8 protein-coding genes are annotated in these 16177 nt (G+C 52.2%); 6 read left to right on the forward strand and 2 right to left on the reverse strand.

What is annotated here, in order from left to right; translation table 11 throughout:
- Window positions 1–3: 3 nt before the first annotated feature.
- A complete protein-coding gene (locus AC4BAN_RS02200; protein ID WP_490562725.1) occupies window positions 4–4905 on the forward strand; it encodes a translocation/assembly module TamB domain-containing protein in 4902 nt (1633 codons plus the stop codon).
- A 10-nt stretch (window positions 4906–4915) separates the two neighbouring features.
- Window positions 4916–7294, forward strand: a complete 2379-nt coding sequence (tamL, locus tag AC4BAN_RS02205; protein WP_490562726.1) for a translocation and assembly module lipoprotein TamL — start codon at window positions 4916–4918, stop codon at window positions 7292–7294.
- Between the two features lie 18 nt (window positions 7295–7312).
- Here tamL and miaA read toward each other — a convergent pair whose 3' ends face one another.
- The gene (gene miaA / locus AC4BAN_RS02210) at window positions 7313–8245 is read right to left on the reverse strand and encodes a tRNA (adenosine(37)-N6)-dimethylallyltransferase MiaA (protein WP_490562727.1); all 933 of its coding nucleotides are present in this window, start codon (window positions 8243–8245) and stop codon (window positions 7313–7315) included.
- Complete coding sequence (locus tag AC4BAN_RS02215) at window positions 8233–9321, reverse strand: glycosyltransferase (protein WP_490562728.1); 1089 nt, start codon at window positions 9319–9321, stop codon at window positions 8233–8235. Before AC4BAN_RS02215 ends, miaA begins: the two co-directional genes overlap by 13 nt.
- Before the next feature lie 180 nt (window positions 9322–9501).
- Here AC4BAN_RS02215 and AC4BAN_RS02220 point away from each other — a divergent pair, with 180 nt between their 5' ends.
- From AC4BAN_RS02220 to AC4BAN_RS02235, 4 genes are read left to right on the forward strand one after another with little or no spacing between them, the layout of a single operon-like run.
- Window positions 9502–14733 (forward strand): PAS domain S-box protein, encoded by a 5232-nt coding sequence (locus tag AC4BAN_RS02220; protein ID WP_490562729.1) that lies wholly within the window; start codon window positions 9502–9504, stop codon window positions 14731–14733.
- Between the two features lie 9 nt (window positions 14734–14742).
- On the forward strand, window positions 14743–15120 hold the full coding sequence (locus AC4BAN_RS02225) for a response regulator (RefSeq protein ID WP_490562730.1): 378 nt from the start codon (window positions 14743–14745) through the stop codon (window positions 15118–15120).
- Window positions 15121–15396: a hypothetical protein gene (locus tag AC4BAN_RS02230; protein ID WP_490562731.1), complete on the forward strand. Its 276-nt coding sequence runs from the start codon at window positions 15121–15123 to the stop codon at window positions 15394–15396. It begins immediately after the preceding gene.
- Complete coding sequence (locus AC4BAN_RS02235; protein ID WP_490562732.1) at window positions 15393–16154, forward strand: MBL fold metallo-hydrolase; 762 nt, start codon at window positions 15393–15395, stop codon at window positions 16152–16154. The genes AC4BAN_RS02230 and AC4BAN_RS02235 overlap by 4 nt, the downstream gene beginning before the upstream one ends.
- Window positions 16155–16177 lie beyond the last annotated feature (23 nt).

Raw genomic sequence — 16177 nt, forward strand, 5'->3', positions numbered from 1 at the left:
GGCATGCTCAACACCGAGGTCCGGATTGGCGGCTTCACTACTGACTGGCGCAATACCTTCGTGCTGAAAAATGTGTACGTCGAGGACCAGCAGCAGGATACGCTCTGGTACTCAGAGCGGCTGGGGGTAGACATGGCCCTGTTCAGCCTGCTGTCCGGTAAGCTGAACATCTCGAAAGTGGATCTCGATAACGCTGTTGTAAAACTGCACATCCGGGAGGACAGCACCTCCAACTTCGATTTTATTACCGAGGCCTTCGCGACCGACACCACGGCTGCCCCTGCCGCGGACTCCACTGCTGCCATGCAGATTGACCTGGGCACGGCCAACCTCAACAACATTTACCTGGTGTTCAACGATGAGGCCGCCGGCAACTACATCAAAGGCCGCGTTGGCTCCATGGTCACCACCATGGACAAGCTGGACCTGGACGCGCAACAATACCTGGTAGACGAGATAGAACTGAAAAATACGTGGGTAGACTACAAACAGTCCAAGCTGCCGCCCCCAAGTGAATCGGAACCGCTGGAGCTTGATTTCGGCCTGAACCGCGTAGCGCTGGAAAACATCAGGCTCAACTACCTGAGCTACCCGTCTAACCAGCGCATCGAACTGGCCCTGGGCGAGTCGGAGATGGTGGCAGACAACATAAACCTGAAGGAGGCCCGCATAGATTTAAAAAGCTTTATGCTGCATAACACCGAGGTGCTGTACGTGCAGGAGAAGTATACCCCCGCCGACTCGCTGGCTGTAAACCCTGTCCGGACAGCAGAAGAACTGGACAAATCGGTGGAAGAAGCCAGTGGCGCGCCCATGAACTGGGTGCTGGCCTTGGGTGAGCTGGACATAAGTGACCTGGACGTGAAGTTCGATAACTCCAATGCGCCACAGCACTCCCGCGGCATGGACTATGACCACCTGTTTTTCCAAAATATCCTGATAGATGCCAAAGACATCCTGTATAGCCTGAACCGCACCCATGCCGACATCAACCAACTGCAACTGAAAGAGAAAAGCGGCTTTACCCTAGAGAACTTCCAGGGGCAGCTGCGACTCGACTCCACCAGTGCCAGTCTCACTAACCTGGACATCCGTACCCCTAACTCCCATTTACAGAACGACCTGGAAGCTACCTACCCCTCGCTGGATGCCGTTGCCGAGAACCCGGAGCGCCTCGCCCTGGACCTGAACATCCAGGACAGCTTTGTGGGCCTGCAGGACGTGTTATACTTTGCCCCCGACCTGGCACAGGACCCGTCCTTTAAAAGTATCGCCAATTCCACCATACAAATAGAGGCCAAGGCCGAAGGGCCCATGGATAACCTCCGAATCGACAAGCTAAAACTTTCCGGATTAAAAGACACCTATGTAGATGTAAGCGGCGTGGTGCGCAACGCCATGGACCCGGACAACCTGTACCTGGACCTGGACATTGACCGGTTCACGACAACCAGAACAGACATCCAGGCCCTCGTTCCTGCTGGTACCATCCCTCCCGATTTTAGGTTACCGGCCCAGCTTAGCCTGGAAGGAAAGTATAAAGGCACCCTCACCGCTTTCGATGCCAACGCCGACTTGCGCAGCTCCTTCGGAAACGTAAACGCGGTAGTGGACATGGGTCCGAACGAGCAGTTTACCGCCACGGTAAAGTCAGGGGGCTTTGACCTGGGCCAGCTCTTCACCGACGATAGCCTGGGGCTGGGCAAGGTAGCCTTAACCGCCAAAGCCACCGGAAGAGGGCTTAGCCCCGAAACCATGCACGCCCAGGTGCAGGCCAGCATCCAACGCTTCGACTACAACGACTACACCTATAATAACATCGATGTAAACGCCGACATCAACCAAAATCTTTACACGGTGAAGGCCACTGCCCAGGATCAGAACCTGGCTTTTGACATGACCGGCGACTTTAACCTGCGTGACGCCAAGCAGCCTGCCTATAACTTTAACCTCGATCTGGCCAAGGCTAACCTGCAGGCCCTCAACCTGTACCCCGAGCCGCTGGCTGTGAAAGGAAACCTACAGGGCCGCTTTACGGGTGCCGACGCCAGTACCCTAAGTGGCCGGCTGGCAGCCGATCAGCTGGTGGTGCAGCACAACGACAAGACCTTCCCCGTCGACTCGCTGTTACTGACCCTGGAGCAAACCGGGGAGAAGGCGGTATTAAACATTGCCTCCGATGTGTTGGATGCGCAGATGCGCTTTGGCAACTCCCTGGCCACGCTGCCAACGGCCATGCAGAAACACTTTTCAAACTACTTCGACCTGCAGCCCGATCCGCCTTTTCCGGCTGAAACCAGCCTGAAGGACTTTACGGCAACCATAGATCTGAAAAACCCGGCCTTGATCACCTCCTTCGTGCCAGGCCTCGAGCAGTTGCAGACCGGCACCCCGATCTCGGCTGTCTATAACGGCAACACCCAACAGCTTACCCTCGATGGTAACATCAGCAAGGTGGTGTACACCGATTACACCCTGCAGAACATAGACCTGCAGGTGCGCGGCAACCAGGAGCAGCTGGCCTACGAAATTAACCTGCAGAAAATTCTTTCGCCTTCGCTGAACATGCAGCACGTTACCCTGGAGGGAGCCGCCCGCGATGACAACCTGCAGGTGCGCGTGACAGTAGCCGGCGCCGACTCAACTGACACACAGTTTATGCTCGGAGGCATTTTCAACAGCCTGGGCCGCGGTTACCGCTTTACATTTAACCCGGATGAGGTGATCATCAAGGGGGATACCTGGAACGTGCCCGGCGACAACTCCCTGCAGTTCGACACCAACCTGCTGTATGCCAACAACATTCGCCTGGAGCGGGGCAACAGCTCCCTTTCGCTGATCAGCACAGGGCCGGTGGAACCGGGTGCCCCTTTGCAAGTAAACATCGATAACTTCGACATCGGCTACCTGATGAGTGCCTTTCAGCCAGCTGACAGCTTGCTGCTGGACGGCACCCTGAACGGGCAGGCTACCCTGCAAAACATACTTTCGGGCACCCTCACCTTTACCTCCGACCTGACGGTTGCCGACTTTACCTACCAGGGCGTGCCTGTCGGCGACCTGGCTCTGGAGGCGCAAAGTGCCAGCGGCGAACGCTATAACATCAACGCGAAGCTGAGTGGCAACAGCAACCAGGTGAACATCACCGGCTTCCTGGAGCCTCAGGCCAACGCTACCCTGCTGAACCTAAACGCCAACATTGCCAGCCTGAACATGGCGTCGCTTCAAGGTTTTACTGCGGGCATGGTAGAGGACCTGGATGGCAAAGCCAGGGGCAACCTGCGTATTGCCGGCACCCTGGCAAACCCGGACATTCTGGGCGAGCTGAACTTCGATCAGGCACAGTTCAACATCACCATGCTGGGTTCGTTGTTCACTTTGCAGGATGAGCGCCTGGTGTTTAACGAGGCAGGCATCAGCTTCCCTAACTTTACCGTAACCGATTCGCTGAACAATGAGTTGGTGGTGAACGGCAACATTCTAACCCAGGATTACACTGACTACCGCTTCGACCTGAAAGTGAACACAGACCGCTTTCTGGCCCTCAACTCTACGGCACAAAACAATGACCTTTTCTATGGCACGGTGTACGTGGATGCAAACGCCTCCATTACCGGCGACCTGGCACAGCCCGTGGTTCAGGTAGATGCCAAAGTGTTGGACGGCTCCAATTTTACCGCCGTGATCCCTGCTGACCAGGCCGGGGCGGCAGAGCGCGACGGCATTGTGGAGTTCGTAAACCTGAACCCCTCCCTGACAGCTATTGTGGATAGACCAAACGAGGACACCACCACAGTTGCCGGCTTTGTGGGAGCCGACATAGAAGCTCGCCTGACCGTAACAGACCAGGTTCCGATCACCATCATCATCGACCCCATCACCGGCGACCAGTTAACCGTGCGCGGTACAGCAGATCCCTTGTTCATAGGCGTTCGACCGAGCGGGGAGATAAACATGTCGGGGCGTTACACAGTTGCCGACGGCAAGTATAGCATGGATTTTTACGACCTGGCTTCCAGGGAACTGGACATTGCCCAGGGCAGCTACATCAACTGGACAGGCGACCCGTTGCAGGCCACCATGGACATTACAGCTATTTACAATGTGGAGGCAGCTCCCCAGGAGCTGGTGGCCTCACAGGCCGGCGGAACCTTAAACCCCGTGCTGCGAAACCAGGTGCCCTTCCAGGTAATGGTGTTCGTTGAAGGGGATATACTTACCCCCGAAATCAGCTTTGACATACAACTGCCCGAAGATAGACAGGGCAGAGTACCCCCGGAGGTGGTGAGTAGCCTGGGCAACTTGCGTCAGGATGAGTCGGAGCTGAACAAGCAGGTGTTTGCCCTATTGGTACTAAACCGCTTCCTGGCCCCCGATCCCCTCTCCAGCTCCGGAGGAGGCTTCGCGGCCACCGCCCGGAACAGCTTAGGCCAGGTAATGACGGACCAACTGAACCAACTCACCAACCGCTACGCAGGTGGTTTGGGTCTGGAACTGGGGGTAAATTCCTACGAGGACTACTCCTCCGGCTCAGCTCAGGGCCGTACGGACCTGAACGTGGCACTGCGCCAGCAATTCCTCAACGACAGGCTTACCGTGCGGGTAGGCACGGATATTGGCCTGGAGGGAGGCAACCAGTCTAACCAGACCATGAGCGGCTTCGGCGGCGATATTTCAGTAGAGTATTCCATAACCGAGGATGGAAGGCTTCGTGTACGGGGCTTTCAGCGAAACCAGTATGAGGGCATTGTTGAAGGGGGCGATGTACGGGCAACGGGTGTATCGCTGATCTATACGCGGGAGTATAACAGCTTCTCCGATCTGTTCCGTAACCTGGAGAACCGACGCGCCAAGGAGGCAGAGCGCCGACAGGAAGCAGCCGAAAAACTTAGATCTGCCAACTAGAATGTACTTTATGCGTGTAGATATACTCTTTAAAAAAATTACCAGTATCCACCGGGTTTTCATTTCTTTGCTCCTCCTGCTGGTAACCAGCTGTAGCGTAACCAAGACCATACCCGAAGGCGATGCACTTTTTGCCGGGTACGATGTATCGGTGAAAGGTGAGAAAGACAGCAGCAAGCGCAGTGCGGAGCTGGAAACTGAATTGAGTGGCACGGTCCGCCCGGAACCGAATGCATCCATTCTCGGCCTTCGCCCCAAACTGGCTATTTACAATGCCTTTTATACAGAAAAAGAGAAAGGCTTCAGCCATTTTATTATGACCAAGCTGGGAGAGCCTCCCGTGCTTATTTCTACTCTAGACACAGGTAGTGTTAGCCAGATCATGAGTAACCGCCTGCACAACCGGGGTTACTTTAACAACACGGTAAACAGCACTACTGAAATCAATAAAAAGAAAGCCACCGTACATTGGACGGCCAAGGTAGGGGAGCCTTACCGATTTAACAAAATCGCCTACATCCTGGAGGATTCACTGCCTGTGCACCAGGCTATTGAGCAAACCAGGCAAGCATCGCTGCTCCAGCCAGGCAACCCCTACGACCTGACTACCATGACGCAGGAGCGGGTGCGGATTGATGGGATATTGAAAAACAAGGGGTATTACTTCTTCAGTCCGGAATTGCTCATTTTTAGCGTGGATACCACTGTAGGCAACCGGCAGGCAGATGTGCTGATGCGCGTAAAAAAAGCCGCCGCCTCAAAAGCACTGCAGGCCTATACTTTAGATGATATCTATATTAATGCCGAATTTTCATTGGGGGATAGTCTATCCACTATCGATACTGTTGATGTGAGGGGCTACCACTACATTCCGAACGAAAACTACGTGAAAGCACGGCATCTATTGCGAGGGGTTTTTCTGGAGCAGGATAGCCTGTACACCCGCGAAGAGCATCTGCTGACCACCAAGCGCCTCTCGGGCCTTTCTGCTTACAAGTTTGTAAACATCGATTACCAGGTGGATACCCTAAAAAACAACCAGCTCGACGCCTTCATCTACCTGACACCAGCTTTAAGAAAATCGTTACGGGCAGAGGTGAAAATGGTAACCAAATCCAACGGTTTTGCTGGTCCAGGGCTTAACGTGTCCTTTCGGAATCGTAATGCCTTTAGAGGCTCCGAACTGCTTACTGTAGAGTTTACAGGTAACCTGGAGTCGCAGGTAGGCGGCAGGGGCTCGGGCAACACAGCCAGTTCTGAAACAGGAGTTAAGAACAGTAACCTCTCCTCATTTGAGTTTGGGGTTCAGACCACCTTAACGCTCCCCCGGATTCTATCGCCGGTGAAGCTCCGGAATTTACGTACTGAATTTGTACCCCAAACCCGTATCGGACTGGGCTTTAATTTCCTGAATAGGGTAAACTTTTTCCAGCTCAACTCATACAATGCTTCTTATGGCTACAACTGGCGCCCAAAGCAAACCTTAACTTTTGATGTGACCCCCATCAATTTGCAGTATGTACAGTTGAACAGCACCGAGGTATTCGATAGCCTGTTGCAGGCAAATCCATACTTGCGCCGCAGCTTTGAGAACCAGTTTATAGTTGGCTCTATTTACCAGGCTACCTTCAGTACACAGATGTTTGAGGAGCGCACAAATAAATTCTTCGATAGGGTTACACTCGATTTATCGGGCAACCTAATTAGCGGCCTGTCGTCTCTGTCTGGTGCCGAGAAGCCCACTGCCGATGAACCGCGCACCCTGATCGGCCAGGCCTTCGCGCAGTACATCCTGTTGGATAACGACTTCAGGCATTACTTTAAGCTGAGCGACGAAAGCCAACTGGTTACCCGTTTGGTTACCGGAGTGGGCTATTCTTACGGCAACTCCACCACCCTGCCCTATGTCAAGCAGTTCTCCATCGGGGGGCCGAACAGCATCCGGGCTTTCCGTGCGCGCAGCGTCGGTCCGGGCACGTATGTGATACCTGATAGCCTGGCCACCTTCTCTTATTTCGATCAGACCGGCGATATACGGCTGGAAAGCAATGTGGAGTATCGCTTTCCAATTGCCGGTTTCTTTAAAGGGGCTGTTTTTGTGGATGCGGGTAACATCTGGTCGCTACGTGAAACGCTGAACGACAAAGGCGAGCCGGTGCGACCGGGTGCAAAATTTGAGGCGGCAGACATTCTGAGTGAGTTGGCCATAGGAACCGGGTTTGGCCTACGGATTGATGTCGACTTCTTTGTGATACGCCTGGACCTAGGAATTCCGGTACAGGTACCCTACCTGCCTAAAGGAAATCGCTTTGTGCTGGATAAGTTTAACGGCAGCTTCAGCGGAGACTATGGCATGGTGCTGAACATTGCAATCGGTTATCCTTTCTAATCTCCATTTTGTTCCAAATTAATCACGTTTATCACGCATGCGGGTGTCTATGTAACTAACCAGCTCCTGCCATTGCTGTGGGTGAAACCAGGCATATTCTTCCGGCTGTTTCTTAAACCAGGTAAGCTGGCGCTTGGCATAGCGGCGGCTGTTGCGTTTTAGTAACCGTACGGCTTCATCCCAGCCATACTTGCCATCCAGATAATCGAACAGTTCCTTATAGCCCACCGTTTGCAAGGCATTGTGCGCTTTAAAAGGATACAGGGCTTTTACCTCCTCGAGCAAGCCCTGGGCAAGCATATGGTCCATGCGCTGGTCGATGCGCTGGTAGAGCTCCTCCCGGTCACGGTTCAAGCCCACCTTGATAATTTCGAATGGCCGCTTTGTCTGCGCCTTTTTCCGAAAGGAAGAATATGGCATTCGGCTGGCCAGGCATACTTCCAGGGCACGGATCACCCGCTGCGGATTAGCCTTGTCTACCTGCGAAAAGTATAGCGGGTCCAGGTGCTGTAGTTTGGCGAGCAAGGGATCCAGGCCCACTTCCGCCAGTTGCCGGGTTAAGGCCTCCCGAATACCTGGGTGAGCATCGGGCATCTCGTCCATCCCTTCCAGCACGGCGCGCACATACAAACCCGAGCCTCCGGTCAGGATCACCACTTCATGTTTCTCAAAAAGCCCCGCTACCAGGCGCAGCACATCTGTTTCGTAAGCCCCGGCATTATACTCCTCCCGAATGTGGTGCGAGTCCACGAAGTAATGCGGAACACCTTGCTGTTCGGCTGGGCTAGGCTTGGCCGTACCAATGCTCATCTCTTTGTAAAACTGGCGGGAATCTGCCGATAGTATAACCGTTCCGTATTGCTTTGCCAGCCGCACACACAGGTCTGTTTTGCCTACAGCAGTAGGCCCCACCACCACCAGCAGGTACTTTGGTTTGTTTATACTTGCCATATGTTCTCGTAAAACCGGATGAGCTTTTGCTCCTCCTGCTGCCAGTTTAAGTCCAGCCGCGCCTTGGCGCAATTATCCTGTAGCTGCCTGTATAAGCACGTGTCAGTTAACAAACGGGTTAACTTTTGCCTGATCTCTGCTACATCCAGGCTGGTTAACAGGCCCACCTCATACTTTTGGTTAAGCGCCCGGTACTCAGGGAAGTCGATCACCAGCTGGGGCACTTCTGCCTGCACGTAATCAAAAAATTTGTTAGCAAGAGAATAGTAGTAGCTCAGCCCTTTGTTTTCGAGCAGCATGGTGCCTACCTGGCAACGCCGGGTAATGGCGCGCAACTGCTGGGGCAACAGCCGGCCCATAAACTCCACCTTATGCGCCACCTGTAGCTTTTTTGCCAAATCTTTCAGCTGCGGCAGCACGTCCCCGTCGCCACACACGATCAGCCGGGCCTCCAGGCCCACCATCGCCTCCAGCAGCTGCTCCAGCCCCCTGCCGGCATTCACCGCGCCCTGATAAAGTATGGTGCGCGGCTCCTGCAGGACAGCCGCATGCTGGTGTAGCACCGGCATGTTGCGGATAACCTCGAAGCGGGTTTGGTACTTGCTGAAAAAAATGTCAGCGATAGACTGTGTGACGGTGTAGGCATAGCTTGTCCGGCATATAATAAAACGCTCAATGGCGGTCCAGGCTGCCTTCACCAGCTTTCTATCCACCAGCTCCACTACCTCCGGGAAATACTCATGCGCATCGTACACAAAGGGCACACGCTTTCGCCTGGCCTGAAAGTAAACGGGCAGCGCCGTGTCCAGATCTATGGCGCAAAGGGCGTGGTAGTTGCGCTGGTTCAGGTACCAGTACAAACGCAGCATATATTCCAGGTAAAACAGCTTGCCTTTATTGAACCAACATTTAAAACGATGCTGCCTGTAGGGCTGCTCCTGCAAAGGGACGGCGCCCTTCTTCTCCCTGCCAACTAACTCAACCTCATACCCTTGCCGGGCCAGGGTGCCGCAGATACGCTGCATGCGCTGGTCGTGGTTGAGGTCGGTGGTGACAGCGAAAAAAAGCTTTTTCATGGAAGCAGGCCTGGAATAGTATCGCAAAGCGCACCAACTGTAAATAGTTGTTGTTTATAAACAACAGAGATAGGCGCTATGACGCAAATTTTTGCTAATTTACTCACTCAATTTGTAAAATTAGTATTTTAGGATAGGTCTGGATCAAATTATCCTAAGGTACGCAAGTAGTAAACGCTCATGCCAAACACACTCAACCAGCAGCCACAGGAACAGACAGTAGTGCACGCAAATGCGCTACTTCAGGTGTTGGCACAACTTGTAGAGCCCACCCATGGGCTTGTCGTTGCCCTGCCAACCGGACAGGTGCTGGCGACAAACGCTGAGGCTGACCTGTTTCAGGTAGATGGAGCTGTGTATTATTCCGCCAATGCTTTAGCTGAGCTTCTCCGGCTTAAACCCGGTACGTTTGAGGAGCTGATGGCAGAACTGCAGCAAAACAACAAGACAGAAGGCACCTTTGCTGATCGGGAAGGCACCGCCTGCCAAACAAACCACTTTAGTTGCCGGCTGGTGCAATACGCGGGTACATGTTTTGTATGTGTGGAGCTTTCTGGCGTGGGGCAACCCTGCACCCTGATTCCTTTTGATGGAGACAGTTACCACAATGTATTTGAGAGTAGCCGCGAGCCCTTGTTTATACTTGACTGCGAGGGCCAGTTCATAGACCTGAACGAGAGTGCCATTAAACTGGCAAACAGAAGCAAGGAGAGCCTTGTCGGCCATTCCATTTACCGCAACTTCGGTCTGAACCTGTTTGAGCGCGTATCGCTGAAGACCCAACTGAACCAGGTCCTTCAGGATAACCCACAGCGTTTCGAGTGGTGGATCCGGGAGGAGAACATGGAGTTGCTGCCCGTCGAGATCTCGCTGCAGGCAGGCATGTTTCGGAACGAGAAGGTGGTTTTTGGGTATGTTAAGAATCTCTTCGAGGTGATCGGCGCTGAGCAGGAAGTACGTTTTCGGAACCATCAGCTTGAATTCGTCAATCAGTTGATCACCAACCTTTCCAGTTCTGACAGCCAGCATGAGGTTTTGAGCAACACCCTGGATGAACTCCTGGACAAGAGTGATGTTACGGGGGGCTGCGTCTACTATTATAATGCTGCCGAGAGCACCTTAAGCCTCTCCTATTCCGCCGGCGACACCGGTACGCATGCCTTGCCGGCTGAGCTGCCCATCAGCAAGAGGCTGGTGCAGCGCCTACTGACCAACGAAAGGCGCAAGGCATTGACCGATACCCGTAAGTTTCTTAAAACCAGCACGCAACGCAGCCTTTCCCTGGTACCTATACTTACCGAGAAGGAGTTGCTGGCCTTTATCCTGGTCTGGCCAGGCGATGAGCCGCGCATGTCCCAATCCTTTCTAGCCTTGCTCGATTTTATCGGCAGCGCGATTGGCAACTACATTGCACGGCATCAACTGCTGCAGCAGCTATCGTTAACCGAGGATAAGTACAGGCTTCTGTTCGAGGCCTCTTACGATGCTATTCTGATGTTTAAAGATGGCGTTGTGGTGGAGTGCAACGAAAAGGCACTGGAATTCTTCCGTTGTTCGCGCGAAGACCTGATCGGCCGTTCGCCAACAGATTATTCACCGGAACTGCAGCCAGACGGCTCTAACTCTGCCGAAAAGGCCCAGCGCCTTATGTCAGAGGTACTCGCTACTGGAAAATCCGTTACGTTTGAGTGGCAAAACCAGCGGAAAGATGGCACCCTTTTCGATGCTGAGCTAAATGTAAACCGCTTGATTATTGATGGGCAGGCCTATATTCAGGTATTTAAGCGCGATATTACGCAGCGTAAACAGGCGCAGCTGGCTAAGCGCCGCGAGGAAGTGGTGCAGGAATCGATGCAACAATTCAGGAATTTCCTGCAGAAGGTAAACCTGATCTACTACAGCCTCGACACACAGGGCAACATTGCGTACGCGAACGATTATTTCCTGACCTACACAGAGTACAGCCGCGAGGAACTCATCGGTAAGAACTTTTATGAGACGCTTGTGCCGGCACAGGACAAGGAACAGCGTATAATGGATTTCCGGCGCTCCCTGGAAACCAAGCACCTGAACTCCTATTACGAACGGGACCTGATCACGAAGACCGGACAACTGAAAACGATCCGCTGGAACTGCATGTTTGAGTATTCGCCTGAAGGGGAGGTAACCGGCCTGACAAGCGTGGGCAAAGATATGACGGACAAGCGCATTGCCATGGAGGCTCTGAAGGATAATAAGATCCGCTTGCAGGACCTGTTTGACAATGCCCATGACCTGATCCAGAATATCTCGGCAGACAACAAGTTTATCTTTGTGAACAGGGCCTGGAAAGAGCGGCTGGGATACACCGATGAGGATATTGAGTCCCTCTCCCTGAACGACATTGTACACCCCTATTACAAGGCTAAGCTCATTTACCAGCTCCGGAACCTGTACAAAGGGGAAAATGTGAACAAGATAGAAACCGTGTTTCTGACCAAGGCCGGTAAACCCGTGCATTTGATCGGGAGTATTACCTGCAGCTGGCAGGACGGGCGCCCGGTGGCTACCCGGGGCATTCTGCACGACATCACCGACCGAATCAAAGCTGAGCGGCTTCAGAAAGTATACTACAGCATCGCCAACCTGGCCATAAGCAGCAAAGACTTAAACTCGCTTTACTCGGCTATACACCGCGAGCTAAGCAAGATCATTGAAACACGCAACATCTATATCGCACTCTGCGATGAGGAGAGAACCTCCCTCAACTTCGTTTACCTGGTGGATCAGTATATTGACAAAGCCACTAAAACCCAGTCGCAGCGCCCTTTCACCACAGGGCTTTCGGAGTATATCATCGATTCAGGCAAGCCGCTTTACATGCAGAAGCAAGAACTGGTGCAGCTGGCCAAAGAAGAAAAGTTCAAGATTCACGGGGCAATTCCGGAGGTGATCGTTTGCTCGCCCCTGGCCATCGGCGACCGGATCATTGGTGTAATCACGCTACAGGACTACCATAACCCGGAAGCTTATGTGCACACAGATATTGAAATCCTTCACTTTATATCAAACCAGGTGGCACTGGCTATTGAGCGGAAGCGCAACGAGGAACAAATAAACACCCAGAACGCCCGGTTAAATGCCATATTTGAGAGCGGAACGCATCACATGTGGTCTTTAAACCGCAAATTTGAGCTAACCTCCTTTAACCAGAATTTTGCCAGCACTTTTGAGCTGCGTAATAACCAGAAGCTGCTGCCCCTAACCCGCCTGGATGAGGAGAGCATGCTGGAGCTGCATGAGAACTCCTATGAATACTGGAGTGATAAATACAGGATGGCGTTTGAAGGCTACCCACAGCATTTTGAGGTGCACCTAAAAAACCCGGAGAGCTGGCGGGAAGTATACCTGAGCCCAATTTACCTGGAGGATGGCAGTTTTGACGAGATATCTGGCATAGCCCTGGATATTACAGACAAGAAAAAGTCGCAGCTGGCCCTGGCAGAGAACGAGGAGAAATTCAGGCATGTGTTTGAGTCTTTCCAGGATGTGTACTACAGGGTATCGCTGGATGGCACTTTCGAACTCGTCAGCCCCTCTGTTTATAACCTGCTGGGCTATCGCGAAAATGAGCTGATCGGGAAAAAGACCGAGATCCTCTACCAGGATAAGAACGAGAGGGCCAAGGTTACTAACCTGGTTATGCAGCAGGAAAGCATCCGGGAATATGAGCTGAACATGATCTGCAAGGATGGCACAGTTAAGAACCTCATGATAGACTCCCGCCTGTCCTATGACACAGAGGGTAATCCGGTGGGCCTGGAAGGGGTGGCCCGCGATATCTCAGAGTTAAAACTCACACAATACCAGCTACTAACCGCCAAAGAAGAGGCTGAGAACCTGCTGAAAGTGAAGACCCAGTTTCTGGCTAATATGAGCCACGAATTGCGCACCCCCATGAACGGCATCATCGGCATGATCGATTTGCTGAACCAGATCAACACGGACCCGGAGCAGGGCGAGTATATAGATACGCTCCGTAAATCTTCGGATGCCCTCCTGGCTATTCTGAATGACATTCTTGACCTATCCAAAATACAGGCCGGCAAGCTGGTTATTCATGAAAGTGGCGTGGACCTGCACGAAACACTGGGTAAGATCCACAGTTTGTTTGCCAACCGCGCTCAGCAAAAGGATCTGCTGTTCACGTATTCCATCTCCCCGGAAACACCCCGCTACATTATTACGGACGAGACCAGGCTGTTACAGGTACTGTCGAACCTGACATCCAATGCCATTAAGTTTACAAACTCCGGCGAGGTGAGTATCCACGTGGACGCCAAATTCATGCAAAAGGATGCATACAAGTTGCAGGTGCGCGTAAAGGATTCCGGCATCGGTATTTCGGATGAGAACCAGGCCTTACTTTTCACCGACTTTACACAGCTGGACAACTCATCGACCAAGACATTTGGCGGCACGGGTCTGGGGCTTGCCATTTCGAGGCAGCTTACCCAGCTGCTGGGTGGTGATATTGGGGTAGAATCGATTCCGAACGATGGCAGTATCTTCTGGTTTGAAATCAAAGTGCGTCAGGCAAACGAGGTAGAAGTAAAAGAACGCCTGAAACATCAGCAGCTACAGAGTAACGAGTATAAGATGCTGAACAGCAACCCCCGGGTACTATTGGTGGACGACAACCAGATAAACCAAAAAGTGGCCTGGAAACAGCTGGAGCGCCTTGGTTGCCAGACTGACATTGCATCCAATGGCTTTGAGGCGATCCAGCATGCCATATCAAAGAAGTACGACATCGTGTTTATGGATATCCAGATGCCCGAGATGGATGGTATTACGGCCACCATGCACATTAAAGAGAAGCTTGCCGACACCTGCCCTCCCATCATCGCCATGACGGCCTATTCCATGAAAGATGATGCTGATAAGTTCATAACCCAGGGCCTGGATGATTACATATCAAAACCTGTTAAAAGCTCCGATCTGTATACCATGATCACAAAGTGGGAGGAGCAAAAAGGATTTGCTCTTCACCCTGTTATAGAGGAGGAACCAGCACCTGGGCCCACGGCTTTTCCCGAGATAATTGATGTAAGTGTAGTAGAGCAATTGCGCAGCATTGGGGGGGCAGATTTTACCCGGCAACTGTACACAGAGTTTGAGCAAGAAGCCGCAGAACTGCTGGAGGGGGCCAAAAAAGAGCTGCAAGCACAACATTACAAAAGTATTTTGAGTACATTGCATCAGCTTAAGGGCACCGGCTTCACCCTTGGCATAAATCCATTGGCCGAAGTAGCCAAGCAGTTGGAGCATGATATCAAACACGATCAGTTTGAATCTGTGAATGATACCTTTGTTAAACTATTGGCGCAGTATGATAACTATCGTAAAGCATATAAGGAAATCATCATTTAGTATACACCTATGGCAGATAAAACTATCCTGATCGCAGAGGACAGCTCTGTGATTTTGAACCTGACCAAAAAGATACTGGAACTTCAGAACTACAAGATTCTGACCGCCAAAAATGGCGGCGAAGTGATCAAGCAGGTTGAAAACAACAAGATCGATGCAATATTAATGGACCTGAACATACCTGTGAAAAGCGGCATGGACTGTACCCGTGAAATACGTGCGAACGAGAACAAAGACATCGCCAATATTCCAATAATCGCGGTGACGGGCAATGCCAACAACTACACCATGGAAGATTTTAAAGAAGTAGGCATCAACGACTACCTGCCTAAGCCGCTTGACTTCGATGCCTTGGTTTTAACCGTTAAGAAGTACACAGCACAGTAAATGCAATTAAAGTATACCCGGCCTTTCTTAACCAAGCTGGAGGATATTTTTGCAGAGTCAGATTTTGTGCTGCGTTACGAGAAAGGCAATTTTAAGGCCGGCTACTGCGTGCTGAAGGACATGAAGGTGGCTGTGGTAAACAAATACTTCAGCCTGGAAGGCAAGATTAATTGCCTATACGATATCCTGCGCACCATTTCAGTGGATGAGGCCCTGCTGACCGAAAAGAACCGGCAGCTTTACCAGGAAATCCGAAACCAGGAACAAGCCAATTGAAAGTAACTTTTTTAGGCACGGGCACCTCGCAGGGCGTACCAGTTATCGGGTGCAACTGCGAGGTGTGCCGCTCCGTGGATTACCGCGATAACCGCCTGCGCGTGTCAGTGCACCTGCAGGTAGGCGGCAAAAGCATTATCATCGATTCCGGGCCCGATTTCCGGCAACAGGTGCTTCGCGAACGCATTCGCAAACTGGATGCCCTGGTTTTTACCCACGAGCACAAAGACCACACCGCCGGTTTGGACGACATCAGGGCCTACAATTTTTCCCAGCGCAAAGACATCCCACTGTATGCCGAGGAACGCGTGTTGGAGCAGCTTAAAAAAGAATTTGCCTACATTTTCGCCGACTTCAAGTATCCCGGCATTCCGCAGGTGCAGCTGCACCCCATCGGCGAGGCCCCCTTCGAGGTAGAGGGCGTGCCCTTTATTCCTATCCGCGTCAAGCATTACAAACTTCCGATCCTGGGCTTTCGGGTAGGCGACTTTACATACATTACCGATGCGAATTACATCTCTGAAACTGAAAAAGAAAAGATCAGGGGCTCCAAAGTTGTCGTGTTGAACGCACTCCGTAAAGAAACGCACATCTCGCATTTCTCTTTGCAGGAAGCCATCGCCTTACTAGAAGACCTGCAACCGGAACAGGCCTATCTCACCCATATCAGCCATTTACTAGGCTCGCACCGCGAGGTGGAGCTGGAGCTTCCTGATTTTATCCGGCTAGCTTATGACGGTTTGCAGATAGAAGTATAGTTTCCGTTGCAGGTGGTTTGTTG

Source organism: Pontibacter sp. GD13 (assembly GCF_058216355.1).